Below are 21,006 nucleotides of genomic sequence, written 5' to 3' on the forward strand. Positions count from 1 at the left end.
GCACGAGGCGGGCGGCCCATCAGCCTCGACGCCGACCTCTACAAGGAACGGAACACCGTCGAGCGTCTGATCAACAAGCTGAAAGCCTGGCGAGGCATCGCCACCCGCTACGACAAAACCCCGGACAGCTACCTCGCCGGCCTCCACCTCCGCGCCGCCATGATCTGGATCGACGACCTCGTGAAAACCCTCGACTGATCACGACATCACACACGCCCTAGCGGGTCGGTGGGCGTCGGCGGGGTCTCGCTGTTCGCGCTGCCGCCGGGGTTGCTACGCCAGGTCGTCCTGGTCACCCAGGAACAGCACGTGTTCATAGGGACCCTGCGTGGCAGCCTGTCGATGTCGGCGCCCACGGCGACGGACGCCGAACTTGCCGAGGCGCTCGCGGCGGTCGGCTGCGACTGGGCCGCGCATCTGCCCGACGGGCTGGACGCAGAACCCGGCGACGGCGGGCACCACCTCGACGGGGCGCAGGCACCACAACTGAGCCTGGCCCGGGTGCTCTTGGCCGATCCACACACACTGATCCTCGACGAAGCGACGGGGCTGCTCGACCCGCGCAGCGCGCGGCGTACGGAGCGCACCCCGGCAGCGGCCCTGGACGGACGGTCATTGCCGTCGCGCACCGCCTTCACACCGCCCAGGACGCAGACCGCCTAGCGGTGATGGAAGACGGCCGGGTCATCGAACTCGGCAGCCATGACGAGCTCGTGGCCGCAGGCGGAGGGTATGCGAGCCTCTGGAATTCGTGGCACGGCCGTTCCGCGGGTTTCTCCTCCTCATGATCCGTCGACAGCATGGGAGCCGCTGATGGGCGCAGAAGGCCTCGTACCGGAAGACACCGCCGAAGCACAAACGCTGCGACGGCTGTTCGCGGGGATCCTGGGCATCGCGAGCTGTGGCGCAGGCCGCCGGAAACCCGGCGGCCGTTGAGCCCTCCGCGGACATGGCGTCGCCGAGCCAGGAGGAACTCGACGACATCGGAGCGGAGATGAGGGGGTCGCCCTGTCCCAGGCCGACATCGAGGACGTCCCCCCGGCTTACTCCCCTGAAGGAGGGGCTCTACTTCCCATGGCTGTACCGAGAGGGGGGGGAGGAGGGCTCCCACATGCTCCAGGACACCCTGGAGTTCGAGGGGGCTAACGCGCCCGACCGGCTGGCCGGCACGGCGACGGCCGTGTTCGCCCGGCATCCGCCTTGCGTTCGGGGTTCTGGATGCGCCCGGGCATGGGACAGCTCGTGCAGGTCGTGGGCAGAGCCGCGCCGCAGACGGCGACTACCGTGGACCCCGCGCGCTGACATGCTCGGCAGCCGGCTCCCCAAGGTCACGGACATACTGCTGGACGCCAGGGACGACCTCACCGCCTTCCAGAGTGGCCGAGGAGCGGCGCGAGAGCGGCGCCTCCATGGACAGAACTGGCCGTTCACCAGTGAGGTTTGCGCGGTGGCCTGCCCCTGTGCCCAGGGAGCGGAAGCCGTCACCGGGTGCGCGCCGTCCCCAGCCCATGCCTGGACGGCGCGTCATATCAGGGCGAGCGTCACCCGGTGCGGCCCAGGCTCGGTGGTTCGCCCTGCTCACACTCCAGCGGCCTCAGGGACGGCACGGCTCTCGGGCAGGTCACGCATTGTGCGCAGCGGTGAGAAGTAGACCCACAGGGCGGCGCTCCATGTGCCGAGGGCGCAGATCCACAGCGCGGTCCGCAGGCCGAGCGCGCTGGCGAGGGCTCCGCCGGTCAGGGAGCCCAGCGGGATGGCTCCGTAGCAGATCCACAGCACGGAGGCGTTGACCCTGCCGAGCATGTTGGCCGGGGTGACACGTTGCCGATACGAGGTGGCGGCCACGCTGTACAGCACCACGTTGGCGGAGAACGCGGCAAGACCGATGCCGTACAGCAGGACGCCCCAGCCGGGCTGGGCCAGCGGCATGCACAGATACAGCGGGCCGGGGGCGGCCATGGCCACCCAGATGATGCGGGCGGTGCCCAACCGGTCCGAGATGCGTTTGGTGAGGGCGCCGATGCCCAGGCCACCGATGGCGCTGATGCTGAACACGACCCCGACAAGCCACGAGGGAGCTTCCAGCTCCCGCACCATGAAGGTGACTTCGATGGACCCGCAGGCCATGACGAAGAAGTTGGAAGTCGTGCTGCACAACAGCAGCCTGCGCAGGATCGGATGCCGGCTGATGAAGACGATCCCCTCCGTCAGCTCGGCGCGCAGAGGCCTCCGTGCCTCGGAGGTCTGAGCCGCCCGGTCGACAGGCTCCATGCGGATCAGCCACAGCGTGACGGCGCTGATCAGGTAGGCGAGGCCATTGGTGAAGAAGGTCTTGGCGGCGCCGAGGACCCCGATGAGCACGCCGCCGATCGAGGGGCCCACCAGCTCACCGAGGTCCTGACTCATGGTGAGCTTGGCGTTGCCGTCGACGAGCTGGTGTTCCTGCAGCAGGCGCGGCAGCTTCGACCGGTAGGCCACGTTGAACAGGACCGTCAGTACGCCGGAGATCCCGATGACGGCGTACAGGAACCCCAGACTCAGCACTCCGGCGACCGAGGCGAGCGGCAGCGACAGCATCAGGGCCATACGACCCAGGTCACAAGTGATCATCAGCCTGCGTTGGTCGACCCGATCGGCGATCAACCCCGCCGGCAGCGAGATGAGCAGGTACGGCAGCCAGGCGACGGTGGTCAGCAGCGAGATCTGGAAGATGCTCGCGTCGAGTGTCTCGGCGGCGAGTAGTGGGATCGCGACACTGGATATACGTGAGCCCAACTCCGCGACGGTCTGCCCACTCGACAGCAGCAGGAAATTCCTGCTGCGCCACACCGTTGGGTGATCGGCCTGCTTGGGCCGATCGTCAGTTGCCGCTTCTTGCTGCACTGTTCCACCCATCTGTTCGTACGAGTTCTGATGTTCACGCTGTGTGGCAGCCGGCTGAGGCAAAGGGGTAGGTCGCAGTCGCAGGTCCTCGAAACCGCTGATGACCGTCGATGCCAGCCGCGCGGGGGCTGCAGCATCTCGGCGGTCCCCACCCTGTTGCGCAGCTCGTCGAGCGGCTTGACATAGTCGCAGGTCAACGAGGCATCTGAGAAGACTGATTGGTCGTAGCGTTCGAGTTGCCAAAGGAGCCGGCCCGCGCCCTTGACTCGCGCCGTTTGCCCACCGGGGCATGTTGGCGGCACGGCCGGGCGGCGGTTGCCACGCAACCCTTGCCGCCTCCGCAACTCACATCCCTATGGAGGTGACCACGTGAGCAGCAGTGATCAAGAGCCTCATCGCCGCCATGGCAGTGCCCCGGTGCCAGCGGATCCTGTCCAGCACACCTACACATGGAGGGACGTATCGCGGATACCGGCGTCGGACCTTGAGGCGGGCGACACCTTCGTGCTATCGCCGCGGCCTACGACGAGTTCTCCGTCGTTGCTTATCCGCCCGGGGGGCAACGTCGTGCTGCGGACCCAAGACCCAGCCGAAGCGGTCGCCTGGCCGTCAATCTGATATATGAAGCAAACTCTGATACAACACCTTGAATCCACCGGTTCTGAACTGGCCCGACAATCGGTACGTCCTAGCGGTCGGCGGCTCCTTCTTCGTTCCACCAGTTGGCGAGGAATGGACAGTGACTCCATTTTGTGACACACCGTAAGCCGTCGGCCTCAAGCACGGCGAGGATTGCTCGTCAGTGCCTATGGTTCCGTGGTTGGTGACGCTGCGTGTGGCATGTGCGTGTGCGTGGGCGGGCTTACGCAGTGCGAAGTCGCGGTGGCGCGGTCTGGTACGTGGTATGGGCAGCACTCCACCTGCACTTCCCAGCGGGGCCGCCGTGGGCCTGGCCGGTAGCACTACAACGCACATCCCTACCCTCCTCGGACTCCACCAGCCCCTGGCTCCGCGGCCGCCGATTGCCGCACAGGACACCCACCACAGGCCAGTGCTCCCAGCGCCCAACTCACCAACCAGGCCGTGCCGCAGATCACACGCATCATCCCCTCTCAACGGGGCAACAGAACAACACCCCCTCCGGGCCGGCCTCCCGCCGCTCGCCCGGACGTCTCGGCCCCGTCAGCCCACCCCCCCCGGCTGGTGGGGCCGTCGCCCGGGAAACGTATGGCGGCGAGATAGCGATCAGGCTCTACCTTGACGCGGTGGCGTTCGCGGACGCCACCAGGCCGGCATGGCAGCAGGAACTGAAGGACCTGCAAACCCGCCGAGGAGCCTCCTCCACCGGCGTGAGTGGAGCCTTTCAGGATCTCTGGGGTGATGCACACGAGGCCCCCTGGCCTCGGTCTTCGCCGGGATCGCACACCGTCAGGGATGGCTGCGACTCGACCGGACCTTCACCTCGGCTGAGTACGACGAGATCCGTCGTGTCAGTAAGGCCTGGTGCCGCAAGGACCGTTTCTTCAGCGAGATTGTCACAGCGTTCGGCCCGCCCCCGGTCCTCTTCGGGGGGCGCCCCTATGGGTTTCGTCAAGGGAATCGGGCTGTGTTTCGGTGAGTGGCAAGGCAGCATGGCGTGATGCCTGACCTGCTGTGGGATGACGTGAAGAGCTTCTTTGCTCCCGACCTGATGGGGTCACTTCCGGACGTCCGCGTTCCGGATACTTCGGTGGAGGACTGGCAAGTAGTGCTTGATCTCGTTCGGGCGCAGGGGTGGTCGTGCGAGTACTCCGAGGATGGTGTTGCGGTCCGGCTGCCGAGAGCTGCGGACATGCTGGCCCGCGGTGAGGGTGCCGACGTGTTGCTGAGGGTCTGGCCGGTCCCTGGGTTCCTAGTGATCTTTCGGGCGTATGAGGCTGGCTCGGTCGACTTCGACGTTGATCTGCGGGACTTGCAGGGTCAGGACGGCGTGGATGTGCTGTGCCGTCTGCTGCGGGCAATAGGGCGTCGGCTCGGCAAGCCGGTGTTGCTGAGCCCGGAGTCTGATCCGCTCCACCCGGTTCTCGGCTTCGACGTCGGGGCCGACCGTGTGGTGCTGCTGGGTGACCCGCAGGTCATGTGACGGCCGCTGGCTGCGGCTCGTAGAAGGTGCCGTCGCGGAGCATCGCGAAGAGCACGTCGGCTCGTCGTCTCGCGAGGCAGAGAAGGGCTTGGGTGTGGTGCTTGCCCTGCTTGATCTTCTTGTCGTAGTAGGTGCGGGAGGCGGGATCGGCCAGAGCGGCGAACGCGGAGAGGAAGAACGCCCGTTTGAGCTGCTTGTTTCCGCGGCGGGAGGGTTGTTCTCCGCGGATCGAGGAGCCTGAGCTGCGGGTGGCCGGGGCGAGGCCGGCATAGGAGGCGAGGTGGGCGGCGCTCGGGAACGCGCTGCCGTCGCCGACGTCGATGAGGATCCTGGCTCCGGTCCTGACGCCGATCCCCGGCATGGACGTCAGGACCTTGGAAAGAGGGTGGGCATCCAGCAGTTCCTCGATCCTGGTGGCCAGGAGTTTGCGCTGGTCAAGGACGGCGCTGCGGGAAGTGGCGAGGCTGGGCACGATGAGTGCGGCCGCATCGGTCCCGGGAACGATGACGGTCTGCTCGTCCAGAGCGGTGAAGATGTCCTCGACCAGGCGCTCGGCCATCCGCGGGGCCTTCGGGCGTATGAGGGTGACCAGCTGGCGGCGTCCAGCCTTGCGGATCTGGGCCGGGGATCCGAAGCGTTCGAGCAGCGTCAGGACGGCGGGGTGCTGGATGCGCGGGCCGACAACTCGCTCCAGATGCGGGTGGATCTGGGTCAGCAGGCCGCGGAGCCGGTTCGCGACCCGGGTGACCTCACCCGCGAGGTCGTCGTCGAAGCCCACGATCATCTCCAGCTCGGCGACCGTTTCGTCTTCGAGCTCGATGGCGCGGAGGGTGTGGGGCATCGCGCGGGCGGCGTCCGCGATGATGAACGCGTCCCTCGCGTCGGTCTTGGCCTCGCCGGGATAGAGATCGGCGATCCGCCGCATCGTCAGCCCGGGGAGGTAGGCGACCTGGCAGCCCGCGTCGCGGGCAACGGCCAGCGGCAGGGCGCCGATCGAGGCGGGCTGGTCGACGACGACGAGCACGGTGCCGTGCTTCGCGATCAGCTTGGCGAACACCTCGCGGAGCTTGGGTTCGCTGTTGGGCAGGCGCTTGTCGAAGGCCTTCTTCCCTGCCGGGGTCAGCGCGGTGGCGTGGTGTTCGCCCTTGCCGACGTCCAGGCCGAGGAAGGCGCCGATGTCACTGGTGTCGATCACGTGCACTCTCCGGTCGTACGTCCCGGCCTCACCTGCGGCACCAGCTGCCGGCATCCACATTACGAAGAACCTCCCTGTCTCCCGAAGGAGTCGGTGGGCATGCCCCTCATCAGCGGTCTACCAGTGCCTCCGGGAGCGGTGACACCACCCCCCCAGATCATGATCAACAGGGGGGAAGCAGTCATGCCGCCCCGGAGGCCGGGAACCCCATTGCAGGGCCGATCAAGAAGGTAATGGGGGAGTAACCCCAACTACCCCAAGACGCTGGCCTACGCGACCGTCCAACGTAACGACACCCTGCTCTGCTCCCACCTCTGGAGCAGCTTCGCCCCGGGGCCAAGAAAATCGTCGGCTTCCGTCCATGCCGATGCCGAACCCGTCCTCTGGGCTTTTCCAGGAAGGCGGCGCCCTGTTCACCAATGGCTTCATCCTCACCCCGGAGGGATCCGCCCATCGGCGTGCGAGCTGAAGTGCGGGCCTGGGGGAACCGGGTTGCGGGGCAGCCGGAGCTGCGGTGGAATCTGGCGGGCTGCGCATCTGTGGCCCGGGCGGGGAGGGACCGATTGATGGACGAGAAGACAGCGCTGGACAGCGTCCTGCAGCAGGTGCACGTGGCTCAGGTGAGCTCGGTGAGCAGGTTCGAGGCGGCCGGAGAGATCCGGGTGGACCTCTCTGATCCGGCGGAGTCGGCCAGGCTCAGGAGGGCTATGGCGGTGGAATCGCTGCCCGGGTTCCAGTGCATGTGCCTCGGGGACGTTCGCTTCGAGTTGTTCGACCGGGACGGTGGGCGGCTCGCAGGTGTCGTCCTGCACCACGGGGCGACACTGAGGTGGGGGCAGTGGGAGAGCGACGCCGTCCTTGCCGACGGCCGCTTGCTCCTGGCGTGGCTGGACGGGCACGGCATGTCCGGTCCCATACGGCGGTTCGAGGCTGACCAGCAGCGAGCGGAGGAAGGAGCGGAAGCGAGGCGCAACTGGCTGGCTGCGGTGCCCGCCGGACTGGAGGGGACCGCCGACCGGATCCTCGACCTCTCGCGCGCCGGCGGCCTGCCCTCTCCCGAACTGCTTGTGGAACTTACGGACCGACTCCTGCTGACGTTCCCCGGCCCGGTGGAGCGGGTGTTGGCCCTGCTCGACTGGTACGGCTCCGGCAGCGGGCGCTGCTCCGGTTACCCCGTCCACGAGGGTGTGGCTGGCGAGCTGCTTGGCAGGGTGCCGATCGCCGACCTGCTCACCGCACTGGGCGACCCGCGGGCCGAGGGGCGACATGACGCCGGGGCCGTGCGGCATCTGGTGGGCTGGAAGACCCGCCCGCGTCAGAAGCGGGACGTGGCCGCTCTTCCTGAAGTGCTGCGAGCTCGTCTACTGGCTCAAGCGCGCCACTCTGGGGACTCGGACAAGCAGGGCCGCGCAGAACGGTGGTTGGCACCCCCGCGGACCTGAGACCCGCCGGAGCGTTCAGCGGCCGGCGAAGGCGGCGTGGTCAGCAAAAGGGAGGGAGACGTGGGTGGCATGGGTCGTAGCAACCGGAGAGCCACCGAGCCCCTCCGCCGCACCAAACCCGAGATCAATCGAGGGAATAGTGCACGGTCGGAATAACCCCCTCCCGCCAGTAGTCAAGCACCTGTGGCGAGGCTGCCTCGGCATCGAACGGGAGGGCGACGGCCAGCCCTACCGGTGGAGGGGCAACAGCCTCGCTTTCAAAGGCGAGGAGGACCCCACAGGGTTCGCCGCCACCTGGTTCGTCGGCCAAGGTGGCGCCCGCGCGATCCGTGTGCTCGAATGCCTGCAGCCCGCCCGGCTCACACTGCTGTTCACCCGGCTCGAATACCCCCGGCAGCAAACTCACCTCGGGCGACGGGGCCATGGCCAGCGGCACCACCAATGATCAGCTCAACTTCTTCATCGCCTGGACGCGGTTGGATCGACGCGCTGCACGACCAGCTTCGGCAAGTCCGTCTGACCTGGCCGAACGAGGTAGTGACGACGCCGCGTTCCCGCGGCTACTGGGATTGAACGGACTACCGGCGCCAGCAGATGAGGGCGCACCCCAGGGTGAGGAAAGCTTCGTGAATCTGGTCGCGGATCTCATCGGAGCAGGCCGGTCAGGCTGTCTCGCTCTCGCCGACTACCGCCCGCTCCGAGGTCAGGCCTCGGAGTTCGGAAGCCGCCAGTCGAAGGGCATCAGGTCGCGCTCCCAGGCGGGCGATCCGGCCAGTGTGTCGGCGGCCTCGGGCGCGCGCAGGAGACAGCGGTGGCGCAGCAGCTCGCGCCGCTCGTAGGGCGTCAGAAGTCTCTCCTGGGGGCTGAGATTCTCCGGGTGGTCGGGGTGCAGGTCGGCACTGCCGTCGATCGGGCGGTCCCCCGCCACGTTGAGCCGGTCGCCGGCCGGGGTCCGGTAGTCGAGGCGGAAGTCGGTGCGCCACTGGGAATTGCTGCCCCAGCCCTGGGACAGGTCGACCGTCGGCCGGTGGCGGCGCCGGAAGGTCCAGTACAGCGGCGAGCGGTCCGCGACGCCGCGCTGCGCGTGCTTGATGCCGGCGCGGATCCGCACGCCGGCCCGGTTGAACAGCAGCCGGCCCAGCATCAGGCCGGGCCAGCGGATCTCGGTGATCTCGATCGGGGCGTGCGGGTCGTCGGCCTGTTCGACCTCGACGATCTCGTGGAGGAACGGGTCGAACGTGTCGCCGTCCTCGAACGCCGTCATGCCGAGCGAGGTGAACACGTTGAGGTACTCGCGCTCCGAGAGCAGGGGCCGCGGGTCGGGGGAGCCGGGCTCGTTGGAGGGAGGCTGGAAGGCGAGCAGCAGCTGGTCGCTGACCCGGTGCAGGGCGTAGAGCTCCCACACGAGTTCCTGCCTGTCGGGCTCCTCCGTTCCCTTCCCGGTCCGCCATGAGCTGTCTTCGGCCGCTGTGGCCAGCCAGGCGCGGTAGCCGTCCTGGGCTCGATCGAGCCAGGGCACGACGATCCTCTCGTACGCCTCCGTCCCCTCATGCCACCCCAGGGCGTCATACAGTTCCCGTGCATCCACCCCGTAAGACATGCCGGGAGCCTACGGGAGGCGCTGGGGACGCCTGAGCACAGGCCACCGATGGACTCACGAAGGCACCGTGCTCAAGGTGAGGGGAGTCTCTGGAAACGGGTCTGGCCGACATCGCGTGACGGTCACGAGCGCCTATGTCGGGTGATACTCATTCGACCGGATGGCTCGACGCGGGAGATTATGCAGGGTGTCCTCGATCAAGGCCGCTGCCGTTGACCTGCAGGATCTCGCCGCTTTCTGGAGTATCGGCGAGGTCCCGGCGCCGCATGTTGTTGAGGCTGCCTGCGAGGCGCTCGTCGCTGGGCTCGACAGCCCGGCGCTGCAGATCCTGGCTGCCTGTACACGCGGCGAGGCCGAGTACGAGGTGCCCGAGCTCCTTCCCGCCGCACTCGATGAGCTGGACCTGACGTTCTATCCACGCGGCAGCGCGGGGGGCCAGGAAGCCGCGGTGCGGGCTCTTGCGCACCAGCTGCTGGTGGGCGAGCTGACCGCGCGGGACCTTGCCCGACAAGTCCACCGGTGGTTTGGCCACCAGCTGCCGCTCGCTGAGCGGCTCGCCGAGCTCGACGACGAGTACGACATCCTCGCACACACCTGGGATGGCCGGGGGCTCCGCCTGTAGCGATCGCGTCCCAGGGCGAGAATGCCCTGATTATGCAGGACATGTGACGGTTAAGCAGGAGCAGCAGCAGGACGTCCGTTCCGTCGAACCTGGTGACCTCCACCGTTCTTGGGACCCCCGGTCGGAGGTGGTTGAGCAAGGGCTGTGGGCGAGGGCCGGGGCTGGCGCGGCAGAGGGATGGGGGTGACCCGGCTACCCGGACCTCATTAACTCGGTCTGCGCAGCTCAGCGGTCTACCCACGACTAACCTCGTTGTCGAAGGACAGCTGGGAGGTATGGGGGGCGTAATCCGGACCGCTACCGCAGGACCGTGACCGTGGTTTGGGGCTGGTCGATCCAGATCCGGTGAGTGCCGTCGGGAGTGACGGTAAGGCCGTGGCGGTCGACGCCCGGGCGGCCGAGGGCCTGCCAGCGGTCGTAGGCGGCCTCGGTCTCGTCCCACAGGGCGCGGGGCCCGGTTTGGGTGACGGCGAACTGGGCCGGGTCGACGCCGTCGTGGTCTACATGTGCGGTGGATCCGTCGGCGCTGTAGAGGCTGAACCGGACCGGGGCGTGCTGGCCGGTGGTGTCCCACGCCCAGGAGGTGTGCGCGACGGTGAGGCCAAGGTGGAACTCGATGTCGAGGTCGGCGGTCACAGCCCACGGGGAGAGCCGGGTGCGCCGCGGGTGTGCGGCCTGCGAGCCGCAGGCCGGGCGCGAGGCCGGGGACCGGGGCGTGTTTGCGGGGCCCGCCACGTTCACCTCGGTGACCGAGCCGGGGCCGCCGACGGCAGCCTGCAGCACGCCGGGGCTGCGCATGACCATGTACGAGCCGTGGGGGTGGAACCGGCCGTGCAGCGCCCCGCCGGGGGCCGCGGTGGCGGTGAGCATGCCGTACGCGGCCCAGTCCGAGTACCACGGCGTCACGAGCCGCCCGCCCGGGGGAAGTTGGGCCCGCCACGGGTCGGGGATGCGGTCGACGGAGAACGTGGCCAGGATCAGGTCGTAGGGGGCGGCGGGCGGCCAGCCGCCGGCGGCATCACCCGCGGCGACGGTGGGCGCGAAGCCCGCGGCCTTCAGATTTGCCGCGGCCTGCGCCACCAGCGCCGGGTCGAGGTCGACGGTGGTGACCGCGTCCTGGCCGAGCAGCGCGCACAACAGGGCCGCGTTGAAGCCCGTGCCCGCACCGAGCTCGAGGACCCGCGCCCCGGGGGCGAGACGGTCGGCTTCGCCAAGGAGCAGGGCGCGCAGCACCATCGACGGCATCGACGCCGCGGAGGACGGTGACCCGTCGGCACTGAACTTCGTGACCAGCGGGACATCCGAGTACGCGGCCTGCCACCAGCCCTCCGGGTCGGCGGCCCTGTCGACGCCGTGCCGCCCGCCGTGACCGTCACGCAGCCACACCCGGTCGGGCAGGAACACATGCCGCGGCACCGCGCGGACAGCGGCGGCATAGGGCGCGGGCACGGGAAAACCGAGCTGCTCGCCGATGGCGGCGAGCAGCTCGGCCGTGCGCGCGGCGACGGTTGTCACGGGCGCTACGGTTTCGGGGCCGGCGGGGGAGGGGGCGGGATCGGCCGGTCGGGCTGTTGCCCGTCGTCACCGATCGGCGAGCGGTGCTTGTCGTCCATCACGAACCTCCAAGCGGAAGAATTCCACGGTAGGCCCCCAACGCCCCGCGGGAGGGCGTTTTTCTGGCGACGCCCCACCACCGTATCCCTGGAGCATTGCCACAACAGTGCTCTATGGGCGCCTGGTTGCGGCCAGTCACTCCGCGCCGGCCGCTGCGTGGTGCTCTCTCAGGAAGTCCTCCAGTACAGCCAGGTCTTTCTCGAGGAGCCCCACGCTCCCCAGGGTCGTGCTGGCGTCCTCGAGCAGCTCCGCGACGGACGTATGCCCCGGGAAGAGCGACTCAAGGCGCTCGAGTTCCAGCGTTGCGTGCCGCGGCAGTCCGTCAAGATATCTGCGCTCGGGCGGAAGATCAGCCTGGCCCAGGCTCGGAGGTGTGACGCTGCTCGCAGGCCCCCCGGCGTGCCGCCCCGGCCGGCTCGCTGACGCATGGCCGCCGACAGGGCGATGTCTCCGACGCCGCGGGGCGCCAGGCCCGTGCATCGTGGCGTTCCCGCGCGACCTGTGGGAAGCCTGGGCCAAGGGCGCCCGCCTGAGTGGCTGATCCCGTGGGACTGGAAACGGCGTCGCCAGGCGCAGTCACGCTGAGGCGTTCCACGCGAGCGCACTGCGCCGGGCCTACAAGAGCGCGGGGGTCTGGGCGGGTGTGCAGCCAGGGGCTTGGGCGGAGGGGCGAGTTCCGGCTGGGGTGTTTGCGTCAGGTCTTGGTGACTGCTGACCGGGAGTGTTCAGCGGCTGGAAAGACTTCGTGGTCGAAGCCGTCGCAACGGTGACGGTAGGGGCGGCTGCTCTGGTGGTCGGGGCTGCATGCGGCTGCTACGGCAGGCATCGCCTGTGCAGTCTCGGGAGGCGTGACAGCAGGTCTCTGGGCAGGTGCCGCTGCCGGTGGTACAGCCGCCGCGCTGGGAGCCGGTACCGAGAGTGCTGTCTTTGGTGGCGTAGCTGCCGGGGTACCAGGACCATTCGTGCCTGGATTCAAATAGCGGCGAAGAATTGAACGGAGGAAGCATGAATCGGAAAAGAGCAGCTCGGCTGGTTCTTTGGGCCGTGTGCGTCATGCTGATCTTCCTAGCTGTGTACGACCTCACCCAGCGGTAACACGCTGGTGGCCATGGCCCGGAAGCCAGCCGGGCCATGGCCACGAAGATGTGGCGGGTGTGTGCAGGTGACGCGGACGGGGCGCGCGGAGCAGACGCAGACTGTGTACGCGGCGGCGCAGCTCGACGCGCTCGCGCTACTGAGAGGTCGTTTTCTGCAGGTTTGTTCCGCAGCATGCGCCCCAACGCCGCACCCGTGACGCTCGCTTCACAGATACGAGCGACCCATGCGTGCAGGTGCTTGCCACGTCGGGTGTTCATCAACTCGGCGAATGAGCACACGTGTTCCGCGGTGCGGTCGAGTTCGGGGCAGCGTGCAAGGATCGCCGTGAGCTGCTGGGTCTGATCCCCGGTGAGGTTGTAGGGAGGACATGGCGCCATGCCGTTCGGGTCGTAGATCCCGGCGAGCGGACCGGTTGAGGCCGTCTGCCTGGAGCCCGGCGGACATCATCAGCTCGGCTGTGGACCGCCACATCCATACCCTCCTCGGACTCCACCAGACTCTGGCTCCGCGGCTGCCGATTGCCGCACAGGACACCCACCACAGGCCAGTGCTCCCAGCGCCCAACTCACCAACCAGGCCGTGCCGCAGATCACACGCATCATCCCCTCCCAACGGGGCAACAGAACAACACCCCCCTCCGGGCCGGCCTCCCCCCGCTCGCCCGGACGTCTCGGCCCCGTCAGCCCACCCCCCTGGCTGGCGGGGCCGAGACGTACCCGCAGAGCCAGGTGGCTGGCGGTCGCGGGGAAGACCGTTCCTCCTAGCGCGGCTTCAGCGCCGGATCCCTGAGCAGTCACGCTGCGTTGGAAGCGTGCTGAACGCAGGCCTCCGGCCGTGAAGACCCTGGGGTGTTGCTCGTGGGGCGGGCACTGTCCGTCTTCAGCCTGGCCCAGACCACCAAGGGCCGCGGGGTCCGCGAGGTTGTGACCGGCAGACAGCAAGGCCCAGGTCGAACCGCAGGTCGCGAGTTCAGAGGCCTGCGCAATCGTGATCGAGTACCGCCGGCCGCAGCGTCGGCGGCGAGCACCGTGGTCCACTTGATATTCGTTGATGAGACAAGGCAGCGGCTGCGATCATGCACAGCATGCTGTCGCTGAAAATGAACGAGGCCGCCATTCGGGCGCTTGGAGTAGGTGCTGGGCTGGCCGCCGTGGCACCGCCGGGAGGGCTCACACCGGGCCTGCGGGACCAGCTTGCCAGCGGGATCAGCCACCGAGGGGACGTGCTCACCTGGGCCGACTCTGCCGGTAATTCCGACGACGCTCCCTCGTTCTTCCATGACCTCACCGCTTGGGAATGCTCCGACAGCTCCTTCCACCTGGAGGACCACGTCCCCGTTCCTGTCGCTATCGTCGATCACGCTCCGCAAATCGCGGAGGACGATCAGCGGATCCTGCTCCTCCACGGCATCGCATTCGCCGTGGAGTTCGGCCGGCTCGTCCGCGCGCTCAACCGGCCCAGCCCGGTCCGCTGCATCGTCGCCGCGAACGAGACCAACGCGACGTTCAGGTTCCACCAGATCCGTCCCGGTGAGTTCTGGAACTATCCGGACCTTGACAGCTACCAGCTGGAGAAGATGGTCGTGGTCGACTTCGAGCCCGCTCACGTCTGAGGCACACACCTTCACGGGTTGCCCAGTGCTGCAGAGAAGGCGTCAATCCCACCAGAACGACCAGAGATTACTGTCGATCAAAGACGCCGAGTAGTCGGGGCAGGGCATCGGCGGGTCCTTGATGACGCTGTCCGCGGTGGACAGGACATGCTCGATCTGACGTGCAGGGCGTGCTCTTGGGTTCGAGGAGGGTGTGCAACGGAGACGAAGAGTGTCGCCCTGGTTGCCGCGACGACGCGGGCTTCAAATCTGTCCTCCCAGCTTCTGAGCAGGGAACACAAGAAGGGGAGCGGGGCCTGTGCATCCCATCCGATGGCGGCGGGGATGTCGGCGCTGCGATCGGCCCTTACCAGGGCGAGGTGGCAGCCCGAGAGAAGGTAGGGGCTATCCGCCGCGAGCTGCGTGAGCATCGACCGGGCAACCTCGTCCGGATCGTTCAGGGTCAGGGCCGGTATCGAGACGGGGGCCAGCCCTGGACAGCGGTCGAAAGGCGCACCCGGGTCCTCCTCGAATGGCTCGATGAACTCGGCCACCTCCGGGGGCAATTGCACCGGTGCCGATGGAGCAGCAAGCCGTTCGAGCTGGTGATCCCGGTAAATGCGCCAGTCCTGCTCCAGCACCCGCTCCAGCTCGACGGCCTCCACCTCGGCAAGGTCGAGGGGTCGAGGTAGAGGGTCTGGGTACCAGAGGACGGGCCTCAGCCCCGTACTGTCCTGCTCCCGCTGGCAGCGCATCCACCACGTGGGATCCGCGACCGGCTCGGCGGAGACCCACATCGTCGGTGCGTCGCAGGGCAAAAACGCACCATCGGGAAGCTGCAGTGTTATGCGGCGGAGTCTAAAGTCCACCTCTGACAACGGCCCGAACAAGGGGAACGATCACCCGAGACAGGCGGAATGACCAACAGAGTCCCACGACGCAGCAGGTCCCCCCTGCGCAGGACCTCGGGCACCGGCACAATCTCCGTCCCCCGCGGGCACAGCCTGACCGCGGCAGCCCCGCCTCGATGGACGTCGGTCTCGGGCCCTTACCCGTCTGTCTGCCCTCGCCACCGCGGCGTGGGACACCGGGCACCAGGGAGAAACCGTCCGCGTCGCCGCTGAGTTGATCGCCGACCGCTGCACGACGGGCCCGGGCGCGACCCCAGGGCGTGCCCGGGCCCTGCGCGACCACGCCGCCAGGCTCCGCCTCGGCTAGGAGTTTTCGCTGGTCACGGGCCTGATGGGGGTGAAGACCATCGAGTGCAAGTACCGCACCCCAGCGCCGGTCAGCGACGCGGCGGCCCGGCTCGCGTACTTCACCGTCCCCCACGTCCGGCTACGAGGCGGACCGGGTCTCGATGACGCGGGGCAGGGGAAAGCGCAAACGGCCGTCTCCCGCAATGGACTTGCTCCGGCGCACCCTCGTGCGTGTGTTCAACTCGGAGCGCCGGAGACGTGGCGGGTGGCGGGCGACAGGCGGAGTAGTTGACGGATAGCGACGCGGCTCGCGCAGGTGTCCGTCGATCTTCACTTGCCGTGCATTCCGCTTTGGGTTCCTGCTGGGGATGTTGCTGAACTGGGCATATGCGGTGTCGGCCTGCACCTCCACTATTCTGTGTTGCTAGGTACCAGTAGTGAGCGTTACTGTGTACTGGTACTCAACAAGGCTGACTAGCGCAAGGGGAGGGGTGTTCCGTGACCAAGCTGGAGACGGAGATGCTCAAGGGCACGCTCGAGGGCATCATCCTCGCGTCCCTGGCCGGTCGGCCCGCCTACGGCTACGAGATCACGGCACAGCTGCGGGAGCAGGGTTTCTCCGACATCGCCGAAGGGACCGTCTACGCGCTGCTTCTCAGGATGGAGAAGCGCGGCCTCGTGGATGTGGAGAAGGTCCCCTCCGAGAAGGGGCCGCCCCGCAAGGTGCACTCCCTCAATGCTCAGGGGCGGGAGTACCTCGAAGAGTTCTGGAGGGCCTGGAGCTTCCTCACGGAACGGCTGGAACAGCTCCGCGAAGGGGGCAAGTAACCATGTCCGATGCCGAAAAGACCGGCTTCCTCTCGAAGGTGATCGGGCCCAAGAAACGCTGGAAGGCATACAAGGCGCGCGTCAAGGAGCTTCCCGAGAGCCACCGCGCGGCGGTCGAGGCGATCGAGCGGTACCTGATGCACTTCGTCCCGATCGACGCCGACAGCAACGCGTCGATGTTCGAAGACCTCGCCGACCTGTTCGAGCAGGGCGCGGCGGACGGAACGCCGATCCGCGAGATCGTCGGGGAGGACCCGGTTGAGTTCGTCGAGGCCTTTGCCCAGAACTACTCGGAGGGCGGCTACGTCCCCGCCCGCGCACGCAAGCAGCTGACCGACGACGTCGAGCGCGCCGCCGGTAACGAGACCGGAACCGAAGACAAGACACTCTGATCGCCGAGCATCGCTTTCATCGCCTGTCTGCACCACGCGGCCACGGGGGCCATGCCCGCCCGGCCGCCTCCCGCCGCATGCCTGCGGTGGTGTCGAGATCGAACACCGTGTGCAAGGAGATTCACGATGGGAAACGGCATTGACGGCTTCTCCGAAGCAGGGCTGCGCAGGCTGCGCGAAGTGCTGGAACGGCATGTGGAGTCCAAGAAGATTCCCGGACTCGTCGCCCTGGTCAGCCGGGGCCAGGAGACACATGTCGAAACGATCGGGACGATGCGCCACGGCGGCGGCGCGCCGATGCGCTGGGACACCATCTTCCGGATGGCCTCGACGACCAAGCCCGTCGCGGTCGCCGCGACGATGGTTCTGCTGGACGAGTGCCGGCTGCGCCTGGACGACCCGATAGACCGGTGGCTGCCCGAGCTGGCAGACCGGAGGGTCCTCAAGCGAGCTGACGGCCCGCTGGAGGACACCGTGCCGGCGCGGCGTCCGATCACCGTGCGGGACCTGCTCACTTCCACCTGCGGGCTCGGTCTGGACACGACGGCGATGGGCTCCCCGATGATGCGCGAGTTCTTCGCGCAGAGGGTCTACGGCGAGAACGGATGGATGCTGCCGGCCGTCAAGCCGGATGAGTGGATGCGCCGCCTGGGCACGCTTCCGCTGATGTACCAGCCGGGAGAGCAGTGGCTGTACAACGTCAGCGACGACATACTCGGCGTCCTGGTGGCCCGGGTCACCGGCCAGTCGTTCGAAACGTTCCTGCGGGCACGCATCTTCGAACCACTGGGCATGAAGGACACCGGCTTCCACGTGCCCGCCGACAAGATCAACCGGCTGCCGCCCCTGTACGCCCCCGACCCGCAGACCGGAGAGTTCACCGTGGAGGACCAGGCCGAAGGAGGACACCACAGCCGGCCCCCGGCCTTCCAGTCCGGCGGCGGCGGACTCGACTCCACCGTCGACGACTACAACGCCTACTTCCGGATGCTGCTCAATCACGGAATGCACGGCACCGAACGGATCCTGTCCCGGCCGGCCGTCGAGCTGATGACCACCAACCGCCTCACCCCCGAGCAGACATCCGCCCTACAAGCCTGGGCCCGCAGCATCGTCCATCTGTCACACGGCCAAGGGCAGACCGGCGGCTGGGGCTTCGGGATGACGGTCCGCACCTACCGGGGCGACTACGCGCCCATCGGCCAGTTCGGCTGGGACGGCGGAGCCGGCACCACCACCTACGCCGACCCGCACCACCGGCTCGTCGGCATCCTGCTCACCCAGACCGGGATGTCCACCCCGGATTCGGCGCGGGCCATGCAGGACTTCTGGACCGCGCTCTACCAGGCAGTCGGCGACTGACCTGCCTTGCCTGGTCAAAGCAGCCGGCGCCGGCTTCCCCGCCCGGGGGTCGCACCTTTCCTGGCCAGGCGCATGGTCCTGAGTGTGATCGAGGCCCAGGTGATCAGGGTGTGCTGGACGAGCCGATCGTAATCCCTGACGCGACAGCGGGCGTGCACCTCCACGCCCGCGTACGGCACTTCCCGCCGCAGTACATGGCATTCAGGTGTCCTACCCTCGCCACCCAACGGGCCCCGCCCTCCGGGCATTCCTTCATGCGCTCACCCGCTGCACTGCCGCCAAGCGAAGTCTCAGCCGCCAGGCGAAACGCCACGACCTGCACCGACACGCCGACGAGCAGCCCGCCCGCCGAAGAGGCTGTCCAAGTCACTGCCTGTATTCGGCCGCCTCCTCGTGGCGCCGTGATCAGGCGGCGGGCAGGTTCTCTACGGTTGGGACTGGTAGTTCCGATTGCCTTGCCTCTTGGGGCCGTTGGGCCCAGCGGACGGCCAGGGGTGCGGCCAGGCCTGTCAGGGCGAACAGCACACCTGTGACGTACCACCCGGGGCGTCCCCAGGTGATGCAGAGCGCGATGACCAACGTCGGCCCGACGGCTTCGGACAGACCAGCGCCCAGGCCGAACACCCCGAGGTACTGGCCGGTGGCGCGCTCCGGGGCCAGAGCGAAGGACACTTCGAAGCCTGCGGCGGAGTGCCACAGTTCGCCCACTGTATGGACCACTACCCCGGTCAACAGCAGTGTGACCGCGGCCCAGGTCGGTACTCCCGCGGACAGTGAGATCAGCGAGCAGGAAGCGAGGAAGGCTACGCCCGCTCGCCGGTAGGCACGAGCACCGGCAGAGGCGGAATCAATAGTGCGGCTGGCGCGCACTTGGAACGCGATGACGAGGAGGGTGTTGGCGAGCATGGTGCCGGAGATCAGCCACGGCGGGGCGGTGGTAGCGGTGACCAGCCAGAGCGGAATGGCCACAGTGAGGACCTTGAACTGGATTGCCATGATGCCGTCGAGGGTGGTGATCAGGAGGTAGGGCCGGTCGCGCAGGGCGATCCAACGTGGGCCGCCGGCGGTGGGCTTGGGGGCGACGGAAGGCAGGAGGATGAGCACGGCTGCGGCGGCTGCGAAAGAGACGGCGTTGCCGACGACAAGGAGTCGGTACGCGGACTGGGTGCCGACTTGGACCGCCCAGCCCGCCAGCAGCGCTCCAAGCGAGATGCCGATGTTGGAGACGGCACGGAGGTAGCCGCGGAACTCCTGTGGCCTGTCTCCTCCATAGTGCCGGATCAGCGGGGAGCGTGCGGCAAGGCCGGCTGCTTTGGCGCTGGTAGCAGTGGCAACGGCGAGGACGAACGGCCAGAAGCTGTCCGCCAGGACGAAGGCAGCCGTACCTAACGCCTGGACAACCAGCGTGGTCGCGTACACGCCGCGTGCGCCGTATCGGTCCGCCAGGTGGCCGACGCCGATGCCTACGCCGAGCGAGACGAGTCCGGCGACGGCGAGTCCGAGTCCGACCTGGCTGGCCGACAGATGTACCGCTTGCGTGAAGTACAGAACCCCTGCGGTCAGGAAGAGGCCGCTGCCAACGGTGTACACGAAGTTGGAGGCGGCGAGGACGCGTTGTGGTCCGGTATCCGGTATCAGGTGGGGCATGGCGCGGCTCCGCATCCTAGGCACGCAGTAAGGGCCACTTGCACTATGGGTATATTACATACTCGGCGCGAATCTCGGTCGCCTTTCGGCTAGGAATGCGGCCTCCTCCCCGGGCTGCGAGTCGGGGGAGGAAGGGGCTTTTACAACCCCGCGAAGCCGGGCGAGCCGTGGCTCGCCCGGGGGCGGGCCCCGTTGCCCCTCCCGCCCTCGGGCGGCCCTGATCCCCGGGGCGGTTCCAACTCCCGGGCAACAGAGGGGGTGTCGGCACGCCCGGCGCTGTCCGGCGGTGCGTCCCGGTGGTGCGGGCGGGTCGTGGGCGCGGGGTTCCCGCCCGGATGCGGCGCTCCGTCCGCCGCCGGTGCCGCGTAGAGCGCTTGCCCGTGGTGCCGTCTCGTCATCGAGGGCTTACCAACCGGGGCCAGGAGGCCAGCGGCTAGGCGTCCCGGCTCGGCAGCACATCGAGGCGCCGTTCTCCAGGTCCACCAGGATCGTGGCACGCGAGTCGCCCTTGCGCAGCGCGAAGTCGTCGACCCCGAGGACCCGCACGCTGAACTGCGGTAACTCCGGTAACCCACGGAGGAGTTCAAGGAGCTTGTCCTTGGCGACGCGGATGCTCAGCGCGGCCGCGAGCCGCGCACCGGCCAACCGCCCAGGAAGCAGTCCCCTACGTGCCTCTGAACGTCCGCACGCATCTAAGTCAGGACCTTCTCCGACTGGGTCCACGCGGCCTTCGTCATCGATGTGCTCTCCCGCATGGTCGTCGGCTGGCAGGTTGCCACCAACCTCTACACCGACCTCGCGCTCGACGCCCTGGAGATGGCGATCTGGCGCGTCGGCACACACCGGCACCGGCCTCACACATCACTTTGACCGCGCAGTCCAATATCAATGCCATTCGCTACATCGAACGCCCCGCCGGCGAGGCAGCCGTGGCCTCGGTCGGCTTCAAGGGGGACTCGTATGACAACGCCCTCGCCGAGGCGTTCAACAGCCTGTTCAAGGCCGAGTTGATCCGTGACAAGGGGGCGTGGATGTCCATCAACGACGTTGAGATCGCGGTCGCCGAGTACATCGACTGGTTCAACCAGCGATGTCTGCACGGCGATCTCGGCACGTAGATCCGGCCGAGCGCGAGGCCGCCCCTTACGCGGCCGAACTCCCTGCGTCACTCCAGAAAGCCAGCTACCTCACACGGAGCCCGGGGCTTGACACTTCGCTGGAGGACAAGGACGGCCTCGTGAGATACATGCCGGTCCAGGGTTCGGGCTAGTCGTAACATCCCCGCTGATCGCGTTGCGCAGGCTGCCGGGCAACGCATGTACTGCTGCAGGAGACGGTCAGGTGATTCCCCGCGCAGCACCAGCTGGCGTGATCATGGTTTGTTAGTCTGCGCTGGCAGGTACGTGCCGTC

Annotated in this window: 17 protein-coding genes and 2 pseudogenes; 11 read left to right on the plus strand and 8 right to left on the minus strand. The window is 67.9% G+C overall.

Features of this window, described 5'->3' with window-relative positions; genetic code table 11:
* A pseudogene (locus AC07F3_RS36420) lies at window positions 1-198 on the plus strand (hypothetical protein); the annotation flags it as partial.
* 21 nt (window positions 199-219) lie between these two features.
* Window positions 220-788: pseudogene (locus tag AC07F3_RS36425) on the plus strand (ABC transporter ATP-binding protein); the annotation flags it as partial.
* A 790-nt stretch (window positions 789-1,578) separates the two neighbouring features.
* On the opposite strand, the gene AC07F3_RS36430 reads toward AC07F3_RS36425, so the two are convergent.
* Complete coding sequence (locus tag AC07F3_RS36430; protein WP_479119008.1) at window positions 1,579-2,829, minus strand: MFS transporter; 1,251 nt, start codon at window positions 2,827-2,829, stop codon at window positions 1,579-1,581.
* A 1,693-nt stretch (window positions 2,830-4,522) separates the two neighbouring features.
* Between AC07F3_RS36430 and AC07F3_RS36435 the strand changes: the two genes are divergently transcribed.
* Window positions 4,523-5,005 (plus strand): hypothetical protein, encoded by a 483-nt coding sequence (locus AC07F3_RS36435; protein ID WP_479119010.1) that lies wholly within the window; start codon window positions 4,523-4,525, stop codon window positions 5,003-5,005.
* Here AC07F3_RS36435 and AC07F3_RS36440 read toward each other — a convergent pair.
* The gene (locus tag AC07F3_RS36440) at window positions 4,998-6,254 is read right to left on the minus strand and encodes an IS110 family RNA-guided transposase (protein WP_479119011.1); all 1,257 of its coding nucleotides are present in this window, start codon (window positions 6,252-6,254) and stop codon (window positions 4,998-5,000) included. The genes AC07F3_RS36435 and AC07F3_RS36440 overlap by 8 nt on opposite strands.
* Window positions 6,255-6,766: 512 nt before the next feature.
* Here AC07F3_RS36440 and AC07F3_RS36445 point away from each other — a divergent pair.
* The gene (locus AC07F3_RS36445; RefSeq protein WP_479119013.1) at window positions 6,767-7,642 is read left to right on the plus strand and encodes a hypothetical protein; all 876 of its coding nucleotides are present in this window, start codon (window positions 6,767-6,769) and stop codon (window positions 7,640-7,642) included.
* A 124-nt stretch (window positions 7,643-7,766) separates the two neighbouring features.
* Here AC07F3_RS36445 and AC07F3_RS36450 read toward each other — a convergent pair whose 3' ends face one another.
* Both AC07F3_RS36450 and AC07F3_RS36455 read right to left on the minus strand, forming a co-directional pair.
* Window positions 7,767-8,084 carry a hypothetical protein gene (locus tag AC07F3_RS36450; RefSeq protein WP_479119014.1) on the minus strand — a complete coding sequence of 106 codons (318 nt, stop codon included), beginning with the start codon at window positions 8,082-8,084 and terminating at the stop codon, window positions 7,767-7,769.
* Between the two features lie 261 nt (window positions 8,085-8,345).
* Window positions 8,346-9,242, minus strand: coding sequence for a hypothetical protein (locus AC07F3_RS36455; protein ID WP_479119016.1), 897 nt, complete (start codon window positions 9,240-9,242; stop codon window positions 8,346-8,348).
* Between the two features lie 187 nt (window positions 9,243-9,429).
* Here AC07F3_RS36455 and AC07F3_RS36460 point away from each other — a divergent pair, with 187 nt between their 5' ends.
* Window positions 9,430-9,864, plus strand: coding sequence for a hypothetical protein (locus AC07F3_RS36460; protein ID WP_479119018.1), 435 nt, complete (start codon window positions 9,430-9,432; stop codon window positions 9,862-9,864).
* Window positions 9,865-10,161: 297 nt separating this feature from the next.
* Here AC07F3_RS36460 and AC07F3_RS36465 read toward each other — a convergent pair whose 3' ends face one another.
* Window positions 10,162-11,379, minus strand: coding sequence for a methyltransferase domain-containing protein (locus tag AC07F3_RS36465; RefSeq protein ID WP_479119020.1), 1,218 nt, complete (start codon window positions 11,377-11,379; stop codon window positions 10,162-10,164).
* 2,281 nt (window positions 11,380-13,660) lie between these two features.
* Between AC07F3_RS36465 and AC07F3_RS36470 the strand changes: the two genes are divergently transcribed.
* On the plus strand, window positions 13,661-14,188 hold the full coding sequence (locus AC07F3_RS36470) for a hypothetical protein (RefSeq protein WP_479119022.1): 528 nt from the start codon (window positions 13,661-13,663) through the stop codon (window positions 14,186-14,188).
* Between the two features lie 77 nt (window positions 14,189-14,265).
* On the opposite strand, the gene AC07F3_RS36475 is transcribed toward AC07F3_RS36470, so the two are convergent.
* On the minus strand, window positions 14,266-14,964 hold the full coding sequence (locus tag AC07F3_RS36475) for a DUF4253 domain-containing protein (protein WP_479119174.1): 699 nt from the start codon (window positions 14,962-14,964) through the stop codon (window positions 14,266-14,268).
* Between the two features lie 900 nt (window positions 14,965-15,864).
* On the opposite strand from AC07F3_RS36475, the gene AC07F3_RS36480 reads away from it, so the two are divergent.
* From AC07F3_RS36480 to AC07F3_RS36490, 3 genes are all read left to right on the plus strand, one after another.
* Window positions 15,865-16,194, plus strand: coding sequence for a PadR family transcriptional regulator (locus AC07F3_RS36480; protein WP_479119023.1), 330 nt, complete (start codon window positions 15,865-15,867; stop codon window positions 16,192-16,194).
* Between the two features lie 2 nt (window positions 16,195-16,196).
* Window positions 16,197-16,586: a DUF1048 domain-containing protein gene (locus AC07F3_RS36485; RefSeq protein ID WP_479119024.1), complete on the plus strand. Its 390-nt coding sequence runs from the start codon at window positions 16,197-16,199 to the stop codon at window positions 16,584-16,586.
* A 126-nt stretch (window positions 16,587-16,712) separates the two neighbouring features.
* Window positions 16,713-17,948 (plus strand): serine hydrolase domain-containing protein, encoded by a 1,236-nt coding sequence (locus tag AC07F3_RS36490; RefSeq protein WP_479119025.1) that lies wholly within the window; start codon window positions 16,713-16,715, stop codon window positions 17,946-17,948.
* 405 nt (window positions 17,949-18,353) lie between these two features.
* Here the strand turns inward: AC07F3_RS36490 and AC07F3_RS36495 are convergent, their stop codons facing one another.
* Window positions 18,354-19,595 carry an MFS transporter gene (locus AC07F3_RS36495; protein WP_479119026.1) on the minus strand — a complete coding sequence of 414 codons (1,242 nt, stop codon included), beginning with the start codon at window positions 19,593-19,595 and terminating at the stop codon, window positions 18,354-18,356.
* Window positions 19,596-20,000: 405 nt separating this feature from the next.
* On the minus strand, window positions 20,001-20,240 hold the full coding sequence (locus AC07F3_RS36500; protein ID WP_479119027.1) for a hypothetical protein: 240 nt from the start codon (window positions 20,238-20,240) through the stop codon (window positions 20,001-20,003).
* A 96-nt stretch (window positions 20,241-20,336) separates the two neighbouring features.
* Between AC07F3_RS36500 and AC07F3_RS36505 the strand changes: the two genes are divergently transcribed.
* Both AC07F3_RS36505 and AC07F3_RS36510 read left to right on the plus strand, forming a co-directional pair.
* On the plus strand, window positions 20,337-20,465 hold the full coding sequence (locus tag AC07F3_RS36505) for a hypothetical protein (RefSeq protein WP_479119028.1): 129 nt from the start codon (window positions 20,337-20,339) through the stop codon (window positions 20,463-20,465).
* Window positions 20,462-20,713: an integrase core domain-containing protein gene (locus AC07F3_RS36510; protein ID WP_479119029.1), complete on the plus strand. Its 252-nt coding sequence runs from the start codon at window positions 20,462-20,464 to the stop codon at window positions 20,711-20,713. The genes AC07F3_RS36505 and AC07F3_RS36510 overlap by 4 nt, the downstream gene beginning before the upstream one ends.
* Window positions 20,714-21,006: the final 293 nt, after the last annotated feature.

Source organism: Streptomyces sp. NPDC045846 (assembly GCF_056431605.1).